Consider the following 23,434-nt stretch of genomic DNA (forward strand, 5'->3'; position numbering starts at 1 on the left):
GAGAACCACAACGACACGGCCCGTGGCGGACGCGGAACCAGATTCCGCCACCCCACCCGCCCCTCCTCCCCCTCACGCCGGGCAACAGGAACGATCCCGCCCGGCACACGCGGGAGGACCTCGGAAGCAAGGCGTACGAATTCCGCGCCCGTCCATCGCACCATGGCCGAAGCCCGATGGAGCGCACGCCGGGTCAGTGCACGTGCGGCCCGACACACCCCGGCTCCCCGGCGCTGGGCGCAACCGTTCCTCTGTCTGCGCTGCGGTTCTCTCGCGGAGAACGCACCGCTGTTCCGTCAGGATGTTCGCGAGGTGGCCGGCGATCGTCGTCGGCGCCGGTCCCCATCAGCTCTTCGCCCGTTCGGCCTGGTCAAATGCTGTCGGGGGCGGAAAAGGGCAGGCTGGTGTGCGCGGTGCCCGAGGCTCCGGAGGGTGCCGTGGCGGGTGTTGCCGAGGTCGCGCTGAGGGCGAGGAGCGCGACGTCGGCGGCGGGTCCCGCGGGGAAGGTGTCCAGCAGCGAGGTCAGGTCGCTGATGATCGCGGCGGCCCCGAGGGCCCTGTTGGTGGCGGCATGGTGGGTGAGGTGGGCGGCCAGGCCTCTCTCGCCGAACCGGGCACCTTGGGAGGTACGGGCCTCGGTGAGTCCGTTGCTGTAGAGGAAGAGCGCCTCGCCGGGCAGGAGGTGAACGGCCCGGGAAACGAAGTCCGCGTGGTGCAGGGCGCCGACGAGCATCCCTCCGGCCAGGCTCACCGGCTCGGTTCGGGCGACCGCCCGGTCGGGCCCGTCGCGGCGGGCGGGGCGCAGGTGGTGAGCCGGTAGATGGCCGCCGCCGGCCAGGGTGAGGGCGAAACCGCATGCGGGCTCGGGGGCGAGGGTGCCGAAGACCAGGGTGCAGAAGCCGCTGCCGTCGGACGATGCCGACAGCAGGGCGGTGTTGAGCGCCCGCAGCACGGCGCACGGGTCGCGCTCCAGCAGGGCGGTGGAGCGCAGGGTGTAGCGGATCAGCGAGGTGAGCGCGGCGGCCGGTGCGCCCCGGCCGCTGAGGTCACCGAGGAAGAACGCCCACCGCCCGGCGCCGAGCGGGAAGACGTCGTAGAAGTCACCGCCGACGTCGTGGACCGAGGCGGTGGTGTAGTGGCAGGCGGCCTCCAGGCCCGGCACCTCCGGCAGTGCCGGGGGCAGCAGCGTGCGCTGCAGGGTGGAGGCGTACGCGGCGATCTCCGACCGGTCCCGCTCGGCGCGCTCCCGTGCCGCGTGCTCGACCTCCACCAGTTCCCGTTCGACACGGAGCATGCGCAGCGCGGACAGCCGTAGCCCCAGTTCGTCCATGGCGAGCGCGGCCAGGTCGGTCAGGGCGGTGGCCTGGTCCGGTGTGATGCGGCGCGGCCTGGTGTCCAGCACGTCCACGGTGCCCAGGCGGTGACCGTCGCTGGTGGTGATCGGGGCGGCGGCGTAGAAGCGCACCCGGATCGGACCGGTCACCAGGGAGTGGGCGCGGGCGACCGGGTCGTCGAGGATGTCGGGGACGACCAGAGGACTGCCTGTGAGGATCGCCGACGTGCACAGCCCCGGGTCCCGGCCGATCTGCGTAACCCCCGCCAGACCGTACGCGGCCTTGAACCAGACCCGGTCGGTGTCCACGATCGTCACCGTGGCAGACGGAGCGTCGAACAGGCGGGCGGCCAGCGCGGCGATCCGGTCGAAGGCACCGTCGGGCGGAGTGTCCAGGATGTCGTAACAACGCACCGCGGCGATCCGCCGCGCCTCCTGCTCCGGCGACAGCTCCACCCGCTCCTCCACGCCTCGGTCCGCGCCGTGTCCGGCCGCTGCGGGTGGCTATTCGGGCCGTTGGGTCCGGTCGTTGTGAGCGAGGCCGTCCGGATGGTCCTCCGTGCGCTCGCCAAGAGGAAGAACCAGTACGCTCAAAGCCGTTGGGCCAGGTGGGCGGTGGATCTGCCCCGCCTCCTGCCAGCCCCAGTCGCTGAAGGCGGAACAGGCCGAACGGGCGGACCGATCCACCAAGGTGACACCGAGCGAGGACTGGTGGTCGGCGAGCAGCCGCTCCTGGAGCCGGCGGGCCAGCCCGCGGGCGTGCTGGTGCGGATGGACGACGGTTTCGAGGATCGCGAAGACATGCCCGGACGCGGTCAGTTGCTCCAGGTTCTGCGGCATCGGCCCGTCGAACCCCTCCCACCAGGAGCCGTCGCGCGGCACGGGGATCCCTGAGACACAGCCGGTCAAACCCTCTGCCTCGGCGACCAGCATGTCGAATCCCGGCAGTTGTACGTCGCGCTCCAGCCGGCACAGGAACTCCTGCCGGCCGCGGAACTTCTCGCCGGGCGGGGTGACGGACGACTCCACGTACAGATCCGCCAGGTCCTCCCGCAGGCCCTCGGCCTGCCAGCGGTTCAACCGACGCAGCCGCACCGTGTCCAGGAAGGGACGCTCTGAGCCTTCGGGTTCGTGCGGGTGCCGCGAACTGCTCATGGGGCGCCTCGGTTCAGAAGACCAGGAGATGTACGGGAGTGCCATCGTGGCCGATGGGCGGTGCGGCGCCTGGGTCCGGGACGTCTGTACGCCAGCATAGCCCCGGATCGGCGCCGCGCCGGGGTCCGTTGGGGGCACGGGGCCGCTGTGGCCCAGGCAGCTGGACGGTGAGTGGCCGACCGGGTGTCGCCGCTCGCGTCGCCTTCCCCGTACGCCCTCCGTGGGCAGCCGCGGTGGTGTCGCGGAAGCCTTGTTTGAGAGCGGGCTGTCCGGGAAGCCGTTCGCGGTGCTTCAGATGCCCGTCTCCCGCCTGATCACCCGCACCTGTGCACGTCTGCACGACCAGGTGATGGCCGACCCCCGCGTTCCGAGGAGGACCGCGTGACGACGTCCCGGGTGCACGGGCGGCGGCTGCGAACGGCCCTGTTCCGCTTCGCCTGTATCTGCTCTAGGCTCCACGCAGGGAAGGCGGGACTGCGACCGTGTCAGGTACCAGCAAGTCTCCCCACCCAGGCTCCCAGCCCCCGAGTCGGAAACCAGGCCCGGCCGGAGCCGCATCGCCGCAGTGCGCGGCTCCAGCCTCCGTCCTCCAGGCATTTCCAGACGGGGTGTTCCCACCAAGTCCCGCCGCCACGGAGGACAGCGCGCGAGGACACGGTGGAGGGGGGCCTCCCATCCTCGCGCCACGTACGGCCGCCGCCGCAGTGCGGCGGCGGCCGTACGGACCGCGAACCCGGGTGCAGGGGCCGCGTGCGGCGCGGAGTGGGTCAGGATCCCAGACCGGGGAGGGGTTCGGAGTCGTCGATGAAGGCGCGGGCCAGGTCGGACAGGCGGCGGTTGTGCGCGCGGGCGTAACCACGCAGCGCGGTGAACGCCTGCTCCATGTCGATGCCCTGGCGTTCGGCGAGTTTGCCCTTGGCCTGTTCGATCAGTACGCGGCTGTTCAGCGCGGTCTGCAACTGCTCGTTGAGGACGCTGCTGCGCTGGGCGGTGCGTTGTTGCAGGAGGCTGATGGTGGCGACGTCGGCCAGGGCCTGGGCGATATGCATGGCGAGCGGGTCGAAGGGGCCGGGGGCGGCGCGGAAGAGGTTCAGAGCGCCGACGACCTCGTCCCGCAGGCGCATGGGCAGCGCCTGGACCGCCCCGAAGCCGCTGCGGTGGGCCGCCGTGACGAAACGCGGCCAGCGGTCGACCTCCCGGGTCAGGTCGGGGACGATCACGGGGGTGCCGGTGCGGAAGCACTCCAGGCAGGGGCCCTCGTCGTTCTGGAGCTGGAAGAGCTCCAACAGGCGTACCTGTTCGTCGGAGGCAGCCATCACGCGGAGTTCGCCGTCGCGGTCCGCGAGCAGCACACCGGCGGCACTCGCGCCGAGCAGCCCTACGCTACGGTCGGTGAGCAGGCGCAGGAAATCGATCAGATCGAAGTCGGCGACCAGGTTGTCCGCCAGTTCGACGAAGGTCTTGGCCAGGAGCTGCTGATTCATCGTGTCACCCTCGATGGAGACTATGCCCGCCGGGAAGGGGCGGGAAGTGCGGCAGGTTCGTCGGATGGCACCGGTGCATCAGGTCTCCTCGTCAGTCCGTCCGGGTTCCGTGTCAGGGGAGAAGCGGAGCCGACGGGCCACCACGTCGGCGGCCACGTCCGCGAGCCGGCGTCCCCGTATGAACGCGTAGGCGCGCAGCCGGACGAAGGCCTCGTCGATGCCGACGCCGAGCTGGACGGTGAGGATGCCGGTTGCCTGGTCGATCTCCGCCCGGTACGCGCCCAGGTCCTCGAAGCCGCAGTCCGGCGACAGTCCGTCGGCCGGCGCGCCCGTCTCCTCTGTCCGCGCATCGAGCAGGAGCAGCGTCGCGAGATCGGCGAAGGCCAGCGCGTCGGCCAGTTCCTCGGCGTCCAGCACGGTCGGCACATCGGCGTACAGGTCCAGGACTCCCGGGCTGATCGCCCCCATCTGCAGGGGGAGCGCGAAGAGGGCGCGTACCCCTGCGTCCAGGGCCGCATCCGCGAACACGACCCAGCGGTCCTGCGCTGCACCGGTCTGCAGATCGGGCGTGAGGACGGCCGAGCCATGGGTGTAGGCGTCCACGCATGGCCCCTCGCCCAGCGTGAGCTGCAGTTCCTCCAGTTGTTCGCTGATGTCGTCGGTGCTGCACAGCGGATGACTCGCCGTGGTCCGGGACATCGCCGACAGTCCGGCCCCGCCGACCGGGAGCGCGGCCACGGCTGCGGTGCACACGTCCACCACGCCGACCCGGGCACCGCGTCGCGCCGCCTGCGCGGCGACCAGCGCCTGAATCCGCGCCGAGCGGCTGTCGGACCTCATTCGGGCCCCCGCGTCCAGGCATCGTGCGCTGGTCCTTCCAGCCGCGCCGCGGTTCGCTCCCCGACCGGAAGGACCAGCGCCCGGAGCAGCGTGGCGCTGATCGGCCTCCAGATCTCTCCCACGTCCAGCCATCCCCAGGAGCGGCGCGCAGCGAGGGCTGGGTGATCGGCCTGGTCCACCAGGGTGGCGCCACGCGCCGCATGGTGGTCGGTCAGCAGCCGCTCCTGCAACCGGCGAGCCACGTCCTGGTCCTGCGGGTGCGGGCGGACCAGGATGTCGATGATCGCGAAGACTCCGCCCGGCTCGGTGAGTTGCTCGCTGCCGCGCGGCGGCGCCCCGTCGTACCCGAGCCACCAGAAGCCGTCGCTGCGCACCGGGAATCCGAAAGCGCATCCCACCAGGCCGTCCGTCTCCGCGAGCACCATGGCGAACCCCGGCCGACGGATCTCAGCGGTGAGACGGTTCAGAAAGTCCTGGCGGCCGGGAGGGCGATACACCTCACGGGGAGACGTCTCGCGGGAGTCCACGTACAGATCCGCGAGCTCCCCGCTCACGGCCTGCGCCTGCCAGCGGTTCACCCGACGCAACAGGACCGCATCCATGGTGGCCGACTCGCTGCCACGGGGCTCTCGTTGCTGCCCCCGCTCCGATCGGGCCGTCACCGCGCATCACCCGAGAGGACGGAGTCCAGCGGAACGAGCCGATGTGGCGGGGCTTGGGTGGTCGGGGTTGCGACATCCCCGAGAGGAGGTGCCAGATGCCCGGGCGGAGGGCCGAGGAGCAGGAACCCGGAGCCGGTGAGGTCGAGTATCCGGCCCAGGGTCGGTGGCGGGTGGTGCAGTCGCAGGGTCCCACCGGCCTCGGCGGCCTTCTGCGCGGCGTACAGGAAGGCGTTGAGGCCGCTGCAGTCGCAGAAGGTGACGGGGGTGAGGTCGACATCGACGGTGCGGATGCCGTCGCGCAGGCACCGCGCCAGTGCCGTGCGCACCAGCGGGGCCGATTCCAGGTCGATCTCACCGGCCAGGGTGATCAGCACCCCGTTCCGTCGATCACGGCGGTAGATGGTGAGCTGTGGGAAGGGCATGACGCCTCGGTTCAGAAGACCATCCGGCAGCGCACGCGGTGACGCCGGTATTCCCGGGACTCCCGGCGCGCTCCTGACAGGGGCGTACGTTCGACGGAGACGGAGCAACGGCCGGCCCGGCAGCCTGTGCGACAGGACAGCGGACCCACCCAGTTCCCTCCAGGGATGCGCCGGGTGACGGACGAAAGCTCCGCTCCCCGCAGCCATCTGTATCGAGCAACGACAAGCCGCCGGGGTCTGGGACGTCCGTACAGCAGCATAGCCCTCAACATGGTCCGGCGGACGGCCGGAAGCCGCCCGTTCCTCGTACCCGAGAGCGACGCCTCGACCCTCCGCTGCGTGAGGGGTGAAGTGAAAACGGCTCCGCCTCTTCGCCCGAGGAGTAGATCAGACGTTCCCGACGGCGCGCACCGAGCAACAAGGGTGCGGGCGCCCTGATGAGCGTACGGGGTGACCGCGCGCCCTGGACATCGACATCCTCCTGGACAAGAGCCAGTACCGGCCGTGAGTCGCCGACTACCTCATCGACACCTCGTGAGCAGCGGATTCTCTCCGTTGGGCTCGAGTTGTGACTCAGAGCCGCCGAAGACGCGTTTCCGCAGGTCAGGGCGCATTACTAGTGGGGCGGGTGGGACTCGAACCCACGGCCGACGGCTTGCCGAGACTGCTACCGCTTACGGGGCTCATGAATGACCAGCAGCGTCGATTCACCTCACTGCGTCTAGCCGTTGCAAGACACACCAACACCGCCGGTGCATGTCGATCACCACATGCTGAAGGAGGAAGGGACGGGCCTGCGGCCTGAGCGCAGAGTGCCGACCGGCACCGGTTACCCGGCGCCGGGATCCTGCGTCGGCGTACCTGCACGGTGCCCTGGCCGGGCAAGGCCCGCCAGGGCACCGGATGCGCAGAGGACGCACCGTCATTCGATGAGGGCCGCCTCGAAGGAACCCCCGAGGTACCGGTCCCGGCTGTCGCGCCGTTGCAGCTTGCCGGTCGTCGTGAGCGGCAGCGTCCCCGGCTTGAGGAGGACGACATCGTGTACCTGGATGCGGTGTCCGGCATGGACCGCGCGCCTGATCTCCTGCTTGATCTCCTGGGCGGTCACTTGATCACCGGTCTCGCCTCCGGCTGCCATCGTCGTCTCGGCGAGCACGATGAGCCGTTCGTGTGCGCCGTCGTCGACCGACACCGCGCAGGTACCGAACTCGCGGACTGCCGGGTGGCTGGCCTCAACGGTGGCCTCGATGTCCTGCGGGTAGTGGTTGGCACCGGCGATGATGATGACATCCTTTGCCCGGCCGGTGATGAACAGCTCCCCGTTCTGCACGAATCCGAGGTCACCAGTACGGAGAAACCGCTCCCCCGGCTGGTCGGGAATGGACCCCATGAAGGTCTCGGCAGTCTCCTTGGGAGCGTTCAGATACCCCGTTGCGACGCTCGGGCCGGATACGAAGATCTCACCCACCTCGTCCTCCCCGCAGGGCTTGCCTGTCTCCAGGTCTACGCTTATAGCCATGCTCAACGGATGGATCGGTCCGCAGCCGACCAACTCCCGGCTGTCCTGTGCCGACGCGACTGGGCGCACCTTTCCGGCGGCGAGCGACTCGGAGTCCAGCCGCAGGACTTCCGGGGCCTGGCCGACCGGTACGGCCGTGACCATCACTGTCGCCTCGGCGAGGCCGTACGCGGGGGACAGCGCCTCGCGCCGGAAGCCGGCCTCCGCGAATGCCGCGCTGAAGCGGTCGAGCGTATCGGAGCGGACGGGCTCGCCTCCGACCAGCGCCATCTCCCAGCGGCTGAGGTCGAGTTCCCGGCGCTGAGCGTCCGTCACCCGGCGGACGCACAGGTCGTAGGCGAAGTTCGGCGCGCAGCTGTCCGCGCGTCCGAGCCGGGAGATGGCCCGCAGCCACGTGAGCGGACGCTGCACGAAGGTCATCGTCGGCAGCAGGGTGGCATCCCGGCCGGAGAAGAGGGGGTCGAGGACATTGCAGATGAGGCCCATGTTGTGGTGCGGCGGCAGCCACGACACCGCCGACGGTCGGGACAGCCCGGCGTCGTCGGCAGACCGACGCGTATTGTCGTATATCAACGACAGATTGTTCAGCACATTGCCGTGAGTGATCGCGACGCCTTTCGGCACGCCGGTCGATCCCGAGGAGTACTGCAGATAGGCGACCATCTCAGCGGCGGCCACCGGTGGGGTCCACTCCTGGGCCAGGTCCAGGCGTACTTCGTCGGTCGCCACCCGGTTGAGTTGGGCGAGCCCGTCGGTGTCGGTGAGGACGGGCTCCGCGGCGGCAAGCACGGGGCCGGTCGACAGGAACAGGGAGGGCTCGGAACTCGCGGCAATCGACTCCACCCGAGTCCATTTGGCATTGCTCCGCGTCCCGTCGAGCGGAGCCACCGGCACCGGGATCAGACCGGCATAGATGCAGCCCAGGAAGGCGACGTGGAAGTCCAGTCCCGGCGGGTAACTCAGCAGCACGCGTGCGCGCGCGGCAGGAACCTGCTGTCGCAGCGTCACGGCGACCGCCCGCGCCCGGCGGTCGAGTTCGGCCAGGGTCAGTGATTCTGATTCCTCGACACCGTCGCCCAGGAACACAAAGTTCTTCCGGTCGGGCTCGGCTGCCGCACGAGTGCGGCACAGGTCGATCAGCGTCGGCAGTGCGCCGTGCTCGCCGGCCACCGCCTCGGGCAGTCGGACACCGTGCTCGGGATTGGTTCGCATATGACCACTCCAAACGGAGGAAGAGGAAGAAGGCGGCGGACAGTGCGCGCGGCCCCCTGCATGGAGCGAGGTTCAGACTGTCGCGAATGCCCGCGCCCGGTACCTGGACCGGCACTGTGCGCGCTGCAACTTGCCGCTGGTGGTGAACGGCAGCGCACCGGCCTTGACCAGGAGGACGCCGTCGGCCCGGAGGCCGTGCCCGGCGAAGACGGCCTCCCGGACGGCTTCTTCGACCTCATCCGCCGCGTGGGTCGCGCGGGCACCTGGCGGAGTGTCCGGGACGGGGCCGGTCATGACGCGGTACCGGCTGTTGATCTCAGCCAGGACGACGAGGCGTGTGCGTCCGCCGTCCTCGGCGGTGAAGGCGCAGCAGCAGCCCTCCCGTATGGCGGGATGGCTTGCTGCTGCGGTCGCCTCGATGTCGTACGGGTAGTGCTGCATGCCCTCCACGACGATGAGGTCGTCCACACGGCAGGTGACGAAGAGCTGACCGCCGTCCAGGAAGCCCAGGCTGCCGGTGCGCAGGAACCGGCGGCCCTCGTGGCCGCGCACGGTGGCGTTGAACGTACGCGCTGTCTCCTTCGGGGCGTTCCAGTACGCGGCACCGATACTCGGTCCGGACGCCAGGATCTCCCCTGTCTCGTCCGGGGCGCACGGATCGCCGGTGGCCGGATCCACCACCGCGATGGTCATGGACGGGTGCACCTGGCCCAGGCCGACCAGCCGGCGCACCTCGTCCTCGCGACCGGCTCGCTGCACCTTGCCTTTCGCCAGCGCCACCGCGTCGAACCGGCGGATCACCGGTTCGCGCTCCACCGGCCCGCCGCTGAGCATGACAGTGGACTCGGCGATGCCGTAACTCGGGAAGAACGCCTCGCGGCGGAAGCCGAACGGGGCGAGCATGGCACTGAACTGGTCAATCATCTCTGCACGCACCGGCTCGTCGCCGACCACCGCGATCCGCCAGGCGCTGAGATCGAGGGAACGCAACTGCTCCTCGGAGACGCGCCGCAGGCACAACTCGTACCCGAAACCGGGTGCTGAACTGATGCCCGCCCCGCGGTCCGACATCGCGCGGAGCCAGTTGACCGGATGCTGGGTGAACGCCGAGGGCGGCATCAGTACGGCGTCGTACCCGACGTAGATCGGCTGCAGGACCCCGGTGATCAGTCCCATGTCGTGGAACACGGGCAGCCAGGACACAACAGGCGGCAGCCGGTCGAAGTCGTCCGTGGCGCGGGTACCGTTGGCCAAGATCAACGAGAGGTTGTGCAGAACGTTGCCATGGGTGAGCTCCACACCCCGGGGCGGACCGGTCGTGCCGGAGGTGTACTGCAGGTACGCGATCGTGTCCTCGCCGATGTCGGGGGCATTCCAGCCGTACGCGTCCGTCTCACTGATCTCGTCGGTCGCCACAGAGGTCGGCCAGCGTGGTGTGGAGATGTCCTTCAGCAACGCGTCGACACGGTTCAGCCTTGACCCGTTCGACAGCAGCACATCCGGCTGGCAGCTGTTGACGATTGCCCGGAAGCGCGTATACCGGTCGTCGACACCGACGCGCAGCACCGGAGGAGCCGGCACCGCGATCAGGCCGGCATACAGGCAGCCGAAGAAGGCGGACACGAAGTCCAGGCCGGGCGGGTAACTCAGCACGGCGCGGGCGCCCTGCGGGGCTTGCCTGCTCAGACGCGCCGCGATTGCCCTTGCCCGGATGTCTAGTTGGGCGAGGGTGAGCGAGTCGGACTCTTCGAGGCCGTTCTCCAGGAAGGCGAACATCCGTCGATCCGGCTCCCTGGACGCGCGATACCTGCAGAGCTCGACCAAGGTCGTCGGCTCCGGTCGGGATTCTGTGACGGCATCCTCTGACATCGTGGTCCTCCTGTTCGACTCGGCCATTGGCATTGCCCCTGCCATTTCCCCACTGACCCGTCGGGACTTGATTACGTATCCAGCCATTGCTGTACGTGTGCGTCTTGGTGGTTCCACTCGAAGAGATGCTAAGTCGGCAGAGAAATATCGGGTATCCGCCGCGGGATGGGTCCATCCCCCTACCGGAGGCGAGCTTCGAGTAGGCCGGAAGACGGATGAAAGTCATCCTCCGGTCGCCGTCACGGTTCGGTCCGTCGGCCGTTACGGAAAGTGCCTCGTACTGGATACCGTCATGACGACGGCCAGTGGACGACGAATGGCCCGTATCCAAGGGAGAACATTTCCCCAGAAGGCTTCAGAAAGGGAACCTCGATGTCCTACGACGCATCTGACGACTACTTCTTGGGTTATCCGAAGCTCCCCGAACTCCCCGATCTCCCCGGTCGCCCGGACGGGGAGGTCCTGGGTACGACCGGCGTGGTGGTCACCGGTTTGGGAATGACCACGCCGCTGGGCGGCAACGTCCACTCCACCTGGAAGGCGCTGCTCGCCGGCGAATCCCCGATCACCGTGCTCGACGAACCGTGGTCTCGCGATCTGCCCGTACGACTGGCAGGCCGGCTGAGTCAGGAACCGACCGAGGTACTGGACCGGGTCGAGGCCCGACGGATGGACCGCTGCCAGCAGATCGCGATGGTGGCCGCCCGGCAGGCATGGGCCGACGCCGGCGCGCCCGAGGTGGCGCCGGAGCGGCTGGCCGTGGTGATCGGCACCGGTCTCGGCGGCGGAGGGACACTGGTCGACCAGCACGACCTGTCGTTGGCCAAGGGGCCGGGCCGCGTGTCGCCGTTCGCGGTGACGATGCTGATGCCCAACGGTTCGGCCGCCGCAGTCAGTCTGGCTCTCGGCGCCCGGGCCGGCGCCCACGCGCCGACCAGCGCCTGCGCCTCCGGAGCGGAGGCAATAGCCATGGGGCTCGCCTTACTGCGTGACGGGCGGGCCGATGTCGTTGTCGCCGGCGGCACCGAGGCATGCATCGGCCGGCTGTCCATGGCGGCTTTCGCCCGCATGGGAGCCCTGTCCGGCCGTCATGAGGACCCTCAGAACGCATCGCGGCCGTTCGACAGTGCCCGTGACGGCTTCGTCATGTCCGAGGGCGGCGGCGCCGTCGTGCTGGAGCGGACCCAGTTCGCGAAAGCTCGTGGCGCGCGGATGTATGCCACGCTCGCCGGTACAGGGATGAGCTCCGACGCGCACACCATGACATCTCCGTCAGCGGACGGTCAGATCAGTGCGATCCGCGAGGCCTTGCGCTCCGGCGGTCTCGGCCCGCAGGACATTGTTCACGTCAACGCCCACGCTCCCGGTACGCCCGTCGGTGACCGTATCGAAGCGGCGGCATTGCTGGAATCGCTCGGTCCGCATGCTCTTGTGACGGCGACCAAGTCGATCACCGGCCATCTCATAGGCGGGGCCGGCGCGATCGAGGCCATCTTCACGGTCCTGAGCGTCTTCACCGACGTGATTCCCGCGACCAGGAACCTCGACGACAAGGATCCCGAGGTGAAGGTGGAAATCGTCACGGGAACCCAGCAGCGCATCAGGGTCACCGCGGCCATCTCGAACTCCTTCGGTTTCGGCGGTCACAACGTGGTCCTCGCGTTCACCAAGCCCGCCTGACCACGGGCTTGGGACGGGCGGCAGGAGGACAGGGGGCCTACCGCGGCCTGTTTGGCCCGCGGTGGCGGGGGCGGGTGCACGAGACCGCTCCGCTGGGCCATCAGCGCCGCGTGCATCCGGTTCGGCAACTCGAGCTTGGCGAGGATGCGCGAGACGTGGGACTTCACGGTGGCGAGCGTGACATGCAGCTCGTGGGCGATCTCCTGGTTCGACCTGCCCATGGCTATACCGCAGAGAACTTGGGTCTCGCGGCCGCTCAGGCTCGCCAGGGCGACCGCGTGAGACCGCTCATGTGGCGGCGGCAGAATCTCGAACCGATCGATCAGCCGTCGGGTCATCGTGGGGCACAAGAAGGCCGCGCCGTCAGCAACCGCACGGACAGCTGAGATCAGCTCGTCCTGGCTGGCACTTTTGAGCAGAAAACCACGTGCGCCCGCCTTCAGCGACCCGAGCAGATGGCTGTCAAGGGCGTTGCTGGTCAGGACAATTATCCCCGGCGCGACTCCGGGTACTGCCGTCCCCAAGGGCCGGGCGAGCTTCCGGACAAATTCGCATTCGGCATCCACGAGGATGACCTGCGGTCGCCGCAGCTCGGCCATGCGTAATGCTTCCTCACCGACCCTCGTATCGGCGACCACCGTGATATCCGGCTCCTCCCCGAGGGCCTGCCGGAATCCGCGGCGCACGAGATCCTCATTGTCGACCAGCATTACTTCCAACGCGCTGAAGTCGTCCATCATTCGCTCCTCCCGTGCAATTTGGAAGTGCCCCCGTTGCCTTCGGTAACCAGCAACCGGAACTGTGCGTTTCACGAGCTGTGCTCGAGAATGTTTTCCGGTGCAGCGGTCGCGCACGTGAGGACCGCGGGCCGCGCCGAGCGCTACAGACAGCGGTGGCTGATAACGCGTGCGCCCCCTGGCCCGCACGCACATCCCGACTAGGCTGAATGGGAGCCTACGGCGGGATCCGCCGCATCGATCCCTTCCGATGCTAGGGGGATTGGCAGTGCTGGTTCCAGGCAATGGCGGCCATGCTGTTGGCCGTTCCGGCCACAGGGCGGCGGCCGACGAAGTCTCCACAGCTCCACGGCTGTTCAACCGAGGCATCGCAGGTGTGCGCGCGATGGTGGACGTGGGCGTCGAGCGTGGAGTGCCCGTACCGGCATGCCTCGACGGCAGTGGTGTGGACGAGAACGCTCTTGCCGACGATGCCGCACATGTCCGGGCCTGGCAGGAGCTCACTGTGGCGCAGAACCTGGTCCGCGCCACGGGCGACGCTCCCGGCCTGGGGCTCGAGGTCGGCAGCCGGATTCCGCTGCGTACGTACAGCGTGTTGGGCTTCGCACTGCTCGCCAGCCCGACGCTGCGCGAGGCCGCGGCTGTGGGACTGCGCTACCTGGAACTCACCTTCGCCATGGTCGGGATCCACCTTCAGGAGGACGGAAACGAGGTCCGTCTCGTCCTGGACGACGGGCTGGTGCCCCCGCCCGTCCGGCACTTCTTCATCGAGCGGGAAATAGCCAATATCCGGGCCATCCTCGACACCATTGTGGGCAGGCCCTTCACCCCCCTCCGGCTGGATCTGCGCTTTCCACGGCCTGAAACGTCCGCGCCGTACGAGACGTTTGACGACGTGCCCATCGCCTTCGGGGCGCCGCGCAACGCGATCGTCACCCTCGCGGCGGTACTGGAGCAGTCGCTGCCGCAAGCGGACCAGCACACCATGCAGGTGTGCGAACGCGAGTGCAGGCTCCTGCTGGCCCGGCGCACCGACACCGGATTCGCAGCGCGGGTACGGGAACTGCTCATGCAGTGGCCGGACGGCATCCCTGACATGGACGTTGCCGCAGCCGCGCTGCACGTCTCCACCCGCACTCTGCGCCGGCGTCTGGCAGTGGAGGGCACGTCCTACCGGCGTCTGGTCGACGCAGCGCGGCACACGCGTGCTGTCGAGATGCTGTCCACCCTCGGACTCGGGGTCGACCAGATCGCCGTACGTCTCGGGTACGCCGACGCAGCGGCATTCATCCGCGCTTTCCGCCGGTGGACTGGTGCGACCCCCGGTGCCTACCGAACGCGATCAGTACGCAACCTGTCGAGGGCCCACGAGTGAAGGACGGCCTGCTGCCTCTGTGGGGTGGCGCGTCATGTCGGCCATGTACGCCGTGGTGATCGCCACCGCTGCGAGCCTCACTGCACTGCGACGTGATGTCACCTAGGAAACCCGCACTATTGCGGGACGGCGGAGGTGATCAGAAGCCCCGCGAGCACCTGATCGCCACTGCTGCACGCCTCATCGCCGAACACGGGAGCGTGGACCCGACCGTGCGCGGCATCGCCCGCGAGGCCAAGGTCGCCGACGGCGTGTTGTACAACCACTTCGCGGCCAAGGAAGAACTCCTCGCCGAAGCCCTGCACGCGAACGTCACGACCGTCATGACTGGCGCCGGTGAACCGCCGGTGGCCGGTCGGAGCACCGTCGAGGACAAACTCCGTGACTACATCACCCGCGGGCTCGAGGTGCTCACCCGTATTCTCCCGGTCTTCGCCGGACTCATCTCCCCGCACAAGATCTTCGCTCGTTTCGCACCCATGCATGCTCCCGGCATGGGAGCAGGGCGCGACGGTCTGCGAGCCGCCCTGTCCAACTACCTCCGGGACGAGCAGCAACTGGGCCGACTGGCTCCGCAAGCCCGATCGACGCCGCAGCCACCATGATCCCTCTGGGTCGCCGATCCAGCGATGTACGGCCGCCTCGCACGCCCTGGCCCGTCTTGATCTCACGGATAAGCACGCAGCGATCCGTGCCGCACACGGTCGTCGCTACACCGCCGGCCGTCGGCTCTACACGCGCGGGACTTCATCGCCGTGCGGGTGTCGGGGCCCTCTACCAGTAGTGCCGTCTCCCGCGGACCCCATGCCCGAGAGCACCCAGGAGCAACAAGATCAGTCCGATGACGAGCAGAATGATCCCGATCGTCCACAATATGGCGATCTTGGCCAGGAACCCGATGACGAGCAGAATGACTCCCAGGGCGATCACGGTGTCCTCCGATCTCGCACAATGCCCTCCCTCCCACTGTGGCGCTCACATACCCCCCGCGGCAACCGCTTCCGAATCCCGCTGCCTCCTGATGTTTCAGGCCGTCCGGGCGAGATGCCTTCGCTGCGGCGGTCGCCGGCCTCCGGGTGTGGAACCGTTTTCCCGGCCGGAGGCCGGGAGTGCAAGCTGATCACGGGGATCGATGATCATTCTCGTTTTGTCGTGATCGCCAAGGTCGCGGCGGAGCCGTTGGGCCGGTCGGCCCCCGGCGGCGTTCGCCGAGGCCATGTGGCATTTCGGAATGCCATCCGAGGAGGTGCTGACTGGCAGCGGGGAGTAGTTCACTGGCCGGTTCACCAGGCCCGCCCCGGCTGGGGTGCTCTTCGAGCGGCGATACGGCGCGACTCACCAAGCACTCGCTCGACCACGGCCACCTAGAAGATCGAGCGGTGTCGCGGTCGTTGGTCTCCACCGAGTAAGCCGCCGGTCCCGGGGAATCCTGCCGCAGTGGCTTCGTGGACGGTGCGGTTCTACCGTGGGGGAAGCAGGTAGATCCTTGGAGCGGGTCATGGTCGCCGTCCTCGGACTCATCGTCTTGATCGCCGCGGTAGTCGTGGGCGTGGCCGATGTTCTCACCAACCGCGGCAGCGGGCATGAACTCACCGGCGGGTTCTCTGTATTCGGCCACGGCATGACCGGCTCCACCGGCATGCGGTTCCTGTACGGCATCATGGGCGGCGGGCCTGTTCGGGCTGAGCCTGCTCTTGACCGGTGCACGCCGCCGCTCTTCTCGCCGAGGCAGCGCATCGCGCCCGCGGAGTCAAGCAGTCGCGCCGCGAGACGACCTCTGCCGGGACGGGCCGCGACGACCGGGGCGACCAACGCGAGCCCGCCCGCGCGGAGGACACCAACGCGCGGGGGGACTCACCCCACGGCGATCGCGCTCCCCCGGACGGCAGTCGTCGGAGCAGACTGCACTTGTTCGGGCATCGATCCGCCCCCCGGTAGACGGCCCCCACGCGCAGATCGGTGGCCGGCCAGCGCCACGGATCTTCCTGCCACCGAGCCCCAGCAGACTACTCACCCCGGGTGGTAACCCATGAGTATTTCGAAGAAGATCGCGCACAAAGCCGAAGCGATGAAAGGCGGCGCCAAGAAGACGGCCGGCCGCGCCACCGGCAGTCGGCGCCTGCAGGCCGAAGGCCGCGGAGACCAAGTCAAGGGCAACATCAAGCAGGCCGGAGCGAAGATCAAGGACGTCTTCAAGCACTGACCACTCCACCCCGGCCCGGCGAAGTACGGGTCGATGGTTCCAGTTGGGCCGTTCCGCCAGGGGTGGAAGCCCTGCAGAGTGGGGACTTTTGCTGTCTGCGGGGAGTTTTGGTGTCCGCCCGTGGGTGGGTGATCGTTTCCACCACCGGGGAGATCAAGGTTTCCGCCGACAACCCGGGCGCTCCAGCGGGTTCGCCGTGCAAGCAAGTCGGTCAGCGCGACTGCCCTGTCCCTGAACTGGCGGCCAAACAGTCTCAGCACGGAATAGCGGGTTTCGCCGCCACATGCCTCTTCTCCCGCCGTGGGTACGCTGAGAGTAGGTGTTCACCATGGACTGGCTGACAAGGCTTCCTGGCATCGCACGGCTGATGCGTACGCACGTGTGGCGGGCGTACGAGCGGCTGGCCAAGACCCACTGGGCCCGGCTCGCCGCTGCCATCACCTACATCAGTTTCGTCGCGCTCTTTCCGCTGATCACTGCGGGCGCGGCGATCGGCGCCAAGCTGCTGAGCAAGGACCAGCTCAGCAAGCTTGAGGACAAGATCGCCGGCCAGGCGCCGGGCCTTTCCAACCTGCTGAACCTGAAGGGCCTCGTCGCGCACGCCGGAACCGTCGGGCTCATTGCGGGCGCGCTGCTGCTCGTGATCGGCATCAACTGGGTCGGCGCCCTTCGCGGGAGCCTGCGTGCGGTCTGGGAGAAGGAGCAGGACCCGGGAAATCCGATCCTGCTCAGGATCAAGGACACCGGGGTACTGGTCGGTCTCGGCGTGGTCGGGCTGGTCGCGATGGGCAGTTCGGTGTTCGCGAACAGCGCGGTCGGCCGGGCAGCCGACAAGGTCGGGATCGAGGGCGGGGCGGGGCGGGTGCTGCTGTTCTTCGCGGGCTTGGCCATTGCCCTGCTTGTCGACTTCCTGCTCCTGGTCTACCTGCTCACCCGGCTGCCGCGGGTGCATCCCGGCCGACGTGCGGTCGTGGTCGCCGGTCTGATCGGTGCGGTCGGCTTCGAACTGCTCAAGCTGCTGCTGACCGGCTATTTCCAGGGCGTCGCGGGAAAGAGCATGTACGGCGCCTTCGCCGTCCCGGTCGCCGTCGTGCTGTGGATCAACCTCATGGCCAGGCTGCTGCTGTACTGCACCGCCTGGACGGCGACGGAGGCAGCAGCGGAGCCCAGCGAAGCAGACGCAGGTCCCGGGACCGGACCCGCAGTGACCGACGAACCCCAGCGGGCAGCGGAAAGCGGCGGTCTACCAACAACACCGCGCAGGCCCTGATACCGAGCGGTCACCGACCCGCCCCTGCAACGACCGGTGCCGGGGTCATACCGCGCGCCAGACCGGTCCTCGATGACACGCCGGCAGAACGCTACTGCTCGCCGGGTATGGCCGCCGTCCACGCGAGGATGGGGTCTGATCACGCTGATCAGGCGCACGCCCCCGGCGCCGTTCGGGCGTGAGCAGCTCCGGGCTCCGAGGTTCCCGTCTCATCCTCGCCGTTTCAGTGCACGTGCCACGCGTGGGAGCTCCTCGTGCAGCAGCCGGCCGACCAGGGCACCGCCGAACTCGAACGCGCCCGGGCCATCGACAGCGGCCACCCGCCCCGGGAAAACCCCTACGTCGAGCCCCGCGACGCCCGCAAACTCTGACAAGCACCCCGGCTGGTGTGCCGGCCGCAGGGATGTGGGTACCCGGCCGCCGCCTCGCATCCGGCACACGGACGGACGCGGCCCATCGGCCGGGAAGGACACACCGACAGCATGACCACGCATACCCCGCCCCGTCGCCCGCCTCCCCCCGCAGGCGGCAGTGATTTCGCCCGCCTGTCCAAGAAGATCGCCGAGGCCGGCCTGATGAACAGGCGCCCCGGCTACTACACCGTCCGCTCCATCGCCGTGGCCGTCGCCTATGCCAGTGGCTGGTGCGCGTTCGTCCTCATCGGCGCCGGCTGGTGGACTTTGGCGGTCGCCGCGTTCCTCGCCATGATGTTCGGGCAGGTCGCTCTGCTCGCCCACGACGTCGCCCACCGCCAGGTCTTCCGCCGGCGTCGGCCCAGCGAGACGTCCGGCCGCATCGCCGGGGCCGCGATCGGGATGGGCTATGGATGGTGGCAGGACAAACACACCCGCCACCACGCCAACCCCAACCACGAGGACCTCGACCCCGACATCGCCCCCGACCTGCTGGTGTGGTCCCAGGACCAAGCCCGCGCCGCGACCGGACTGCCGAGGATCATCGGCCACTGGCAGGCGTTCCTCTTCTTCCCCCTGCTCGCTCTGGAAGGAGTCAACCTGCACGTCTCGAGCGCGCGGGCACTGGGCAACCGCGCCCTGAAGAACCGCGCCCTGGACGGCACGCTGCTCTACGGGCACATCGCCTCCTACCTGACCGCAGTGTTCCTCGTCCTCCCGCCCGGCATGGCGATCGCGTTCCTGGCCGTCAACCAGGGCCTGTTCGGCCTCTACCTCGGCTGCCTCTTCGCCCCCAACCACAAAGGCATGCCCATCCTGACCGGCAACGACCGCCCCGACTTCCTGCGCCGCCAGGTCCTCACCGCACGCAACGTACGCGGCAGCTGGTTCACCGACCTCGCCCTGGGCGGACTGAACCACCAGATCGAACACCACCTGTTCCCCAGCATGCCCAGCCCCCACCTGCGCAAGGCCCGCTCCATCGTCCGCCACTACTGCCAGGACCTGGGCGTGGACTACCTGGAAACCGGACTGATCACCTCCTACCGGCAAGCACTCGCCAGCCTCCACCGAGCAGGAGCGCCACTGCGGCGAGCCCGTATCAGCACCGCCCACGTGTGACGCGCATCTGCCCCAGGAAGCTGTGACCAAAGGGCACCTCACACGGGAACTCGCGTTCAGCGCCCTGCAGATCCTGGACGGCGGCCTCGCTGCCGCTGAGGACCGCGTCAGCTACCACGCCCACCGAAACCATGATCTGAAACAACACGACTCACGTGGCGAAACCAGACCTCGAGACCAGGACACGAGGAGCCACACTCCAGGCGGTAACCCTGTCCTCGGAGCGTTGTATGTGGGGCAACCGGCAGGGGCGGGCGGATGCCTCGGCGGCCTGGGTGAGGCGGCGGCGCAGACCGGCCATGCCTTCCGGCGCCTAGCGGGTCGCGGGGGAGGAACCGGAGCCTGGGATCAGACCCACAGGCGGCGACGCGCCGCAGCGGGCGGCGGCCAACGGACGTGCACGTGCAACACCACGCCGCCGGTGACCGCGTTCAGATACCCCAGCCCTCGCTCGAAGGACCGAGTCCCGGCCAGCGCCCTCAGATCGTCCTCGCCGAAACCCACCACTTTCCGTGCCACACCGGCATTCAACCGCGGAAGGCGGGTTGGGGAGCCCGAAGATCTCGGTCGTCCCCCTATGAGGCTGCTTTGTGGACACGCTCAAGACTCGTACTATATCTTGTACAAGTCGAGAAGGGAGGCGGCAAGCATGTCCATCACCGCCAGCGAGGCGCGCCAGAACCTGTTCCCGCTGATCGAACAGGTCAACGAGGATCACGCACCGGTTCACATCACCTCCCGCAAGGGGAACGCCGTCCTGATGTCCGAAGAGGACTTCAGCTCCTGGACCGAGACAGTGCACCTCCTGCGCTCCCCCAAGAACGCCCGCCGCCTGCTCGACTCGATCGCCGAGGCCGAGGCCGGCGAGGCCCGGCATCGTGAGCTGATCGACCCCGACGCGGAGCGTGCGTGAAGATCTCGTTCACGTCGCACGCCTGGGAGGACTACACCTACTGGGCCGAGAACGACCGCAAGATGGTCAAGCGCATCAACAAGCTGATCGACGACACCACGCGCGACCCCTTCAAGGGCATCGGCAAGCCGGAGCCCTTGAAAGGGGACCTGTCGGGCTACTGGTCACGGAGAATCGACGACACCCACCGGCTCGTGTACAGGCCGACCGACGATGAGTTGATCATCGTCCAGGCTCGATACCACTACTGACATGGCCCGAAGAGCCTTCGCCGGTCCCGAAGCGCGCATAACGCTGAGGCGACGCCCCCAGAACTGCGGCAGCCCAGCGCGCGAGCACACACGCTGCGGTTCGAGATCCGCACTGTCGAGGTGAGCCCGGCCCACGAAGCGAGCCTGCGCGCCGAGGCCAACCGAACGATGCTCTCCGCCTCTGCCAGCGACCTGACGCGCCCTGCCGCCTGACTGTAGGCCCCGCCCGCTTCGACGGCTTGTTCCGTCACGACAGATCCGATGAAAGCCGACCGGTCACAAGAAGAGGCCTACCGCCGGGCACTGCACGACGAACCGAGCTGAAGTTCCCGAAGCCTCGTGTCCCCTGAGTGTCCCCTGGCCTCGGCTCCATGCGATCCCACTGCCTCTCCAGTCACTTCATCACCGCAGGTCACAGCACAGATGCGCCCCCAGCCCCATGCGTTCACCGAAGTAACGGCCAACGGAGTGGAATCCGTTGCCCCAGAGCGCCGAATCCGGCCACCCGAAGAGACGTTTCCGCAGGTCAGAACGTTTCTCTGACCTGCGCTTGGTGGGGCGGGTGGGACTCGAACCCACGGCCGACGGATTATGAGTCCTTTGAGGATCTTGGCGGCCCTTGCCCGTCCACGCTCGTTCGGGACGTTTTCGCAGCTCCGGACGGGTTGACCGTGCCGGCATCCCTTCGTCTTTGTCGGTCTGTTCCTATCCTTGTGTCCCGACTGCGTCCCGACATGGTCCTGATTGGACGATGCCACTGGCCTGACGGGGCGTCCTACGAGCTGGGCGGGGGGTCTCGAACCCTGCCGCAGCGGAATTTCCTTCCAGAGCAAAGCGGCACGAAGGCAACGACCGGCAGCCGACTGGGGAAGGGTGGCGAGAGCCGCCATGCAAGAACATGGCCAGCAGGGCAGTTGGAGTGCGCCTGACCAGGGGCCGAAGCTCGACGGCGGGCGGACCGCCGTCCGCGATTCGCCTAGCGTCGGCCCGGGGGCACAATGCCAGTCAATCGAGCGACATTCAGGGGGAGTTAACGTGTCAACGCAGCAGGTCTCGTATGCACTTGACGACGAGACCGTTGTGCGATTCGAGATAGAGGAACGGACACCTTCCGGCCGGTGGGTGCGGAGGAGGTAACGGGCAGGGTCCGCGAAGCCGTGCGGCCAGCCGTGGAGGCAGCACGCGCTGTCCTGGATCGGGTGCGGGAGGTGTGCCCCGCCGAGGTGGAGGTCAAGTTCGGTGTGAAGGCCACTTGGGACGGCGCATTGGTTGGTGGCCAAGGCTGCCACCGAGGCGAACTTTGAGATCACCCTGGTCTGGCGACCGGGCGAGACTTCGAATGCAGCACCCGACAGCCCGTGAACGCGCCCCTGATGACGCCGTTTGGCAACCTGCAGCCACGCAGCAAGCTGGGCGTTGAAGTCGTCCGGACCGGTGAAGACACGCCCGGGCAGGAAGCGCGTCTCCAGATAGCCGTTGGCGCGCTCGACCAGCCCTTTCGCCTCCGGATCCCGGGGCCGACAGAGGTGGACCCGGATGGCGAGCAGGCCCGCGAACGCGGCGAACTCGCTGGTCAACCGGCCTTTGCCGACGCCCGGCTCGTTATCCCAGACCAGCGTCTTCGGCACGGCCTGTCAGCCGGTCAGCAGGTGCCAGTGCCCGTCGATCAGGTCGCCGGTCTGCCGTGAGGGAAGCATCCGGGCGGTGATCACCCTGGAATAGCCGGAAACGATGACCAGCACCGGCGGGCGCCCGGTCTGACCATAACCGAGCGGGATATCGACCGGTGGGAACCACAGGTCGCACTGCGCGATCTCGCCCGGCTCATAGACCGTGCGCGAGACCGGGTCCACCGGAAGGTAGGCCGGCCGCAGCTCGCGCACCCGCTCACGCAGGATCGTCAGCCCGCGTTCCCAGCCGATCCGCTCCGCGATCACCGTCACGGGCATCGTCGGTGTCTGCTTCAAAAGCTCCCGCACGGCCGGCTCGACCGCGTCCACCGCCGAGCCTTTCGGCGCCCGCCGGTACTGCGGCGGCCGGTCCGAGGCCAAAGCACGCAACACGGTGTTCCTGGAGATCCCCAACTGCCAGGCCACCGCCCGTGCCGACAGCCCCTCAACCCGGTGCATCCCGGCGGATCTCAGCCCAGTCCTCCACGTCGATCACCTCGCTTCCTCCTGACCCCAGACAGTGAAGTCAGGATGATCAAGAGATCGCGGAGTGGCTCACTTTTCATCCGCCGTACGTGGCCCTCGTTTCACCCGTTGCCGAGAGCTTCTCCGGATACAGGAGGCCGAACTTCGCAAGAGGTCAAGAGGGACTTGGGGTGGCGGATAATCGCCCGCCTGGTCGAGGTCGAGTTCCGCGCCGCCGAACTGGCCGCGTACCCCCCGCCCCCCTCTGCGGCGCCCTGGTGCACCTGGACGCGTTGCCGATCCCGATCGCTGCACCCCCGAATGCGGCTTCCTCTCCCGCCTCCCTGCGTAACGTGCCGCGGCGACTGCAGGCCGCCACGGAATCCGGCATCAACTGCTGGGCACGCTCCTGCAGCATCTGCGGCGAACTTTGCTTCTGCTTGACGCCGCACATACCTGCCATATAACCGCACTCAATACTGTCGTGCGATTGGCATGTTCACAAAATGATGCACGGGGAAGTTACGGGGGCGGGTCTCATGTCCGATTTGGCGAAGGAAGCCGCGTCGATGCACAAGGCGGCGTCGGGGCTGCGGACGGTGGGACATCACACGACGAAGCCGCTGGCGGAGTTCAAGGAGCAGCAGCACCACCTGAAGGCGCTGGGGGCGCTGGGGTCGTTGCTGGGTGCGAAGGACGAGATAGAGAAGGGCATGACCACTCTGTCCAAGCTGACCAAGCAGTTGGAGGAGGAGTGGGAGGCGGAGGCGAAGCTGATCGGTGAGGTGTCCGACGCCTTCGATCTGCTGGACCTTCTGCTGGCGGCGCAGGCCCGGGCG

The 23,434-nt window shown here is 68.3% G+C and carries 21 protein-coding genes and 1 pseudogene; 10 read left to right on the forward strand and 12 right to left on the reverse strand.

From position 1 onward, the window contains the following. Positions 1-370: 370 nt before the first annotated feature. The 8 genes from ACWGKT_RS11370 to ACWGKT_RS11405 form a co-directional block, all read right to left on the reverse strand. Complete coding sequence (locus ACWGKT_RS11370; RefSeq protein WP_453273375.1) at positions 371-1,801, reverse strand: PP2C family protein-serine/threonine phosphatase; 1,431 nt, start codon at positions 1,799-1,801, stop codon at positions 371-373. A 36-nt stretch (positions 1,802-1,837) separates the two neighbouring features. Beyond that, positions 1,838-2,488 (reverse strand): hypothetical protein, encoded by a 651-nt coding sequence (locus tag ACWGKT_RS11375; protein ID WP_453273376.1) that lies wholly within the window; start codon positions 2,486-2,488, stop codon positions 1,838-1,840. A 767-nt stretch (positions 2,489-3,255) separates the two neighbouring features. Then, entirely contained in the window at positions 3,256-3,972 is a 717-nt protein-coding gene (locus tag ACWGKT_RS11380; RefSeq protein ID WP_453273377.1) for an ANTAR domain-containing protein, read from the reverse strand. 78 nt (positions 3,973-4,050) lie between these two features. Next, positions 4,051-4,812, reverse strand: coding sequence for an ANTAR domain-containing protein (locus ACWGKT_RS11385; protein WP_453273378.1), 762 nt, complete (start codon positions 4,810-4,812; stop codon positions 4,051-4,053). Continuing rightward, the gene (locus ACWGKT_RS11390) at positions 4,809-5,414 is read right to left on the reverse strand and encodes a hypothetical protein (RefSeq protein ID WP_453273379.1); all 606 of its coding nucleotides are present in this window, start codon (positions 5,412-5,414) and stop codon (positions 4,809-4,811) included. The genes ACWGKT_RS11385 and ACWGKT_RS11390 overlap by 4 nt, the downstream gene beginning before the upstream one ends. 56 nt (positions 5,415-5,470) lie before the next feature. Next, positions 5,471-5,896 carry an STAS domain-containing protein gene (locus tag ACWGKT_RS11395; RefSeq protein WP_453273380.1) on the reverse strand — a complete coding sequence of 142 codons (426 nt, stop codon included), beginning with the start codon at positions 5,894-5,896 and terminating at the stop codon, positions 5,471-5,473. Positions 5,897-6,818: 922 nt separating this feature from the next. After that, positions 6,819-8,627, reverse strand: coding sequence for a fatty acyl-AMP ligase (locus ACWGKT_RS11400; protein WP_453273381.1), 1,809 nt, complete (start codon positions 8,625-8,627; stop codon positions 6,819-6,821). 72 nt (positions 8,628-8,699) lie between these two features. Next, positions 8,700-10,583 carry a fatty acyl-AMP ligase gene (locus ACWGKT_RS11405; RefSeq protein ID WP_453273382.1) on the reverse strand — a complete coding sequence of 628 codons (1,884 nt, stop codon included), beginning with the start codon at positions 10,581-10,583 and terminating at the stop codon, positions 8,700-8,702. A gap of 285 nt (positions 10,584-10,868) precedes the next feature. On the opposite strand from ACWGKT_RS11405, the gene ACWGKT_RS11410 reads away from it, so the two are divergent. Then, complete coding sequence (locus ACWGKT_RS11410; RefSeq protein ID WP_453273383.1) at positions 10,869-12,176, forward strand: beta-ketoacyl-[acyl-carrier-protein] synthase family protein; 1,308 nt, start codon at positions 10,869-10,871, stop codon at positions 12,174-12,176. Here ACWGKT_RS11410 and ACWGKT_RS11415 read toward each other — a convergent pair. Then, positions 12,140-12,916, reverse strand: coding sequence for a LuxR C-terminal-related transcriptional regulator (locus ACWGKT_RS11415; protein ID WP_453273384.1), 777 nt, complete (start codon positions 12,914-12,916; stop codon positions 12,140-12,142). The genes ACWGKT_RS11410 and ACWGKT_RS11415 overlap by 37 nt on opposite strands. A gap of 382 nt (positions 12,917-13,298) precedes the next feature. Here ACWGKT_RS11415 and ACWGKT_RS11420 point away from each other — a divergent pair, with 382 nt between their 5' ends. Together ACWGKT_RS11420 and ACWGKT_RS11425 are read left to right on the forward strand one after the other, a co-directional pair. Then, complete coding sequence (locus tag ACWGKT_RS11420) at positions 13,299-14,288, forward strand: AraC family transcriptional regulator (RefSeq protein WP_453273385.1); 990 nt, start codon at positions 13,299-13,301, stop codon at positions 14,286-14,288. A 95-nt stretch (positions 14,289-14,383) separates the two neighbouring features. Next, the gene (locus tag ACWGKT_RS11425; protein WP_453273386.1) at positions 14,384-14,893 is read left to right on the forward strand and encodes a TetR/AcrR family transcriptional regulator; all 510 of its coding nucleotides are present in this window, start codon (positions 14,384-14,386) and stop codon (positions 14,891-14,893) included. A gap of 169 nt (positions 14,894-15,062) precedes the next feature. Here ACWGKT_RS11425 and ACWGKT_RS11430 read toward each other — a convergent pair whose 3' ends face one another. Further along, entirely contained in the window at positions 15,063-15,218 is a 156-nt protein-coding gene (locus ACWGKT_RS11430) for a DUF6131 family protein (RefSeq protein WP_093695096.1), read from the reverse strand. Between the two features lie 1,099 nt (positions 15,219-16,317). Here ACWGKT_RS11430 and ACWGKT_RS11435 point away from each other — a divergent pair. The 3 genes from ACWGKT_RS11435 (at position 16,318) to ACWGKT_RS11445 (ending at position 19,296) form a co-directional block, all read left to right on the forward strand. Beyond that, positions 16,318-16,491, forward strand: a complete 174-nt coding sequence (locus tag ACWGKT_RS11435; protein WP_453273387.1) for a CsbD family protein — start codon at positions 16,318-16,320, stop codon at positions 16,489-16,491. A 328-nt stretch (positions 16,492-16,819) separates the two neighbouring features. Beyond that, positions 16,820-17,761 (forward strand): YihY/virulence factor BrkB family protein, encoded by a 942-nt coding sequence (locus ACWGKT_RS11440; RefSeq protein WP_453273388.1) that lies wholly within the window; start codon positions 16,820-16,822, stop codon positions 17,759-17,761. A gap of 482 nt (positions 17,762-18,243) precedes the next feature. Then, the gene (locus tag ACWGKT_RS11445; protein WP_453273389.1) at positions 18,244-19,296 is read left to right on the forward strand and encodes a fatty acid desaturase family protein; all 1,053 of its coding nucleotides are present in this window, start codon (positions 18,244-18,246) and stop codon (positions 19,294-19,296) included. Positions 19,297-19,644: 348 nt separating this feature from the next. On the opposite strand, the gene ACWGKT_RS11450 is transcribed toward ACWGKT_RS11445, so the two are convergent. Continuing rightward, positions 19,645-19,815: a hypothetical protein gene (locus ACWGKT_RS11450; protein WP_453273390.1), complete on the reverse strand. Its 171-nt coding sequence runs from the start codon at positions 19,813-19,815 to the stop codon at positions 19,645-19,647. A 130-nt stretch (positions 19,816-19,945) separates the two neighbouring features. On the opposite strand from ACWGKT_RS11450, the gene ACWGKT_RS11455 reads away from it, so the two are divergent. From ACWGKT_RS11455 to ACWGKT_RS11465, 3 genes are all read left to right on the forward strand, one after another. After that, complete coding sequence (locus ACWGKT_RS11455) at positions 19,946-20,209, forward strand: type II toxin-antitoxin system Phd/YefM family antitoxin (protein WP_453273391.1); 264 nt, start codon at positions 19,946-19,948, stop codon at positions 20,207-20,209. Then, positions 20,206-20,460 carry a Txe/YoeB family addiction module toxin gene (locus ACWGKT_RS11460; RefSeq protein WP_453273392.1) on the forward strand — a complete coding sequence of 85 codons (255 nt, stop codon included), beginning with the start codon at positions 20,206-20,208 and terminating at the stop codon, positions 20,458-20,460. The genes ACWGKT_RS11455 and ACWGKT_RS11460 overlap by 4 nt, the downstream gene beginning before the upstream one ends. A gap of 1,157 nt (positions 20,461-21,617) precedes the next feature. Next, a complete protein-coding gene (locus ACWGKT_RS11465) occupies positions 21,618-21,764 on the forward strand; it encodes a CU044_2847 family protein (protein WP_453273409.1) in 147 nt (48 codons plus the stop codon). 72 nt (positions 21,765-21,836) lie between these two features. Here the strand turns inward: ACWGKT_RS11465 and istA are convergent. Then, positions 21,837-22,626 (reverse strand): annotated as a pseudogene (gene istA / locus ACWGKT_RS11470) (IS21 family transposase); the annotation flags it as partial. 508 nt (positions 22,627-23,134) lie between these two features. Here istA and ACWGKT_RS11475 point away from each other — a divergent pair. Continuing rightward, the coding region (locus ACWGKT_RS11475; protein ID WP_453273393.1) for a hypothetical protein at positions 23,135-23,434 on the forward strand (300 nt) is incomplete at its 3' end.

The organism is Streptomyces sp. NPDC054794 (assembly GCF_053611585.1).

Coding starts and splice junctions, on each gene's coding strand:
- ACWGKT_RS11375 (WP_453273376.1), bottom strand. CDS start 2,488: ATGAGCAGTTCGCGGCACCCGCACGAACCCGAAGGCTCAGAGCGTCCC.
- ACWGKT_RS11380 (WP_453273377.1), bottom strand. CDS start 3,972: ATGAATCAGCAGCTCCTGGCCAAGACCTTCGTCGAACTGGCGGACAAC.
- ACWGKT_RS11385 (WP_453273378.1), bottom strand. CDS start 4,812: ATGAGGTCCGACAGCCGCTCGGCGCGGATTCAGGCGCTGGTCGCCGCG.
- ACWGKT_RS11390 (WP_453273379.1), bottom strand. CDS start 5,414: ATGGATGCGGTCCTGTTGCGTCGGGTGAACCGCTGGCAGGCGCAGGCC.
- ACWGKT_RS11395 (WP_453273380.1), bottom strand. CDS start 5,896: ATGCCCTTCCCACAGCTCACCATCTACCGCCGTGATCGACGGAACGGG.
- ACWGKT_RS11400 (WP_453273381.1), bottom strand. CDS start 8,627: ATGCGAACCAATCCCGAGCACGGTGTCCGACTGCCCGAGGCGGTGGCC.
- ACWGKT_RS11405 (WP_453273382.1), bottom strand. CDS start 10,583: ATGGCTGGATACGTAATCAAGTCCCGACGGGTCAGTGGGGAAATGGCA.
- ACWGKT_RS11410 (WP_453273383.1), top strand. CDS start 10,869: ATGTCCTACGACGCATCTGACGACTACTTCTTGGGTTATCCGAAGCTC.
- ACWGKT_RS11415 (WP_453273384.1), bottom strand. CDS start 12,916: ATGATGGACGACTTCAGCGCGTTGGAAGTAATGCTGGTCGACAATGAG.
- ACWGKT_RS11420 (WP_453273385.1), top strand. CDS start 13,299: ATGGTGGACGTGGGCGTCGAGCGTGGAGTGCCCGTACCGGCATGCCTC.
- ACWGKT_RS11425 (WP_453273386.1), top strand. CDS start 14,384: ATGTCACCTAGGAAACCCGCACTATTGCGGGACGGCGGAGGTGATCAG.
- ACWGKT_RS11435 (WP_453273387.1), top strand. CDS start 16,318: ATGAGTATTTCGAAGAAGATCGCGCACAAAGCCGAAGCGATGAAAGGC.
- ACWGKT_RS11440 (WP_453273388.1), top strand. CDS start 16,820: ATGGACTGGCTGACAAGGCTTCCTGGCATCGCACGGCTGATGCGTACG.
- ACWGKT_RS11445 (WP_453273389.1), top strand. CDS start 18,244: ATGACCACGCATACCCCGCCCCGTCGCCCGCCTCCCCCCGCAGGCGGC.
- ACWGKT_RS11455 (WP_453273391.1), top strand. CDS start 19,946: ATGTCCATCACCGCCAGCGAGGCGCGCCAGAACCTGTTCCCGCTGATC.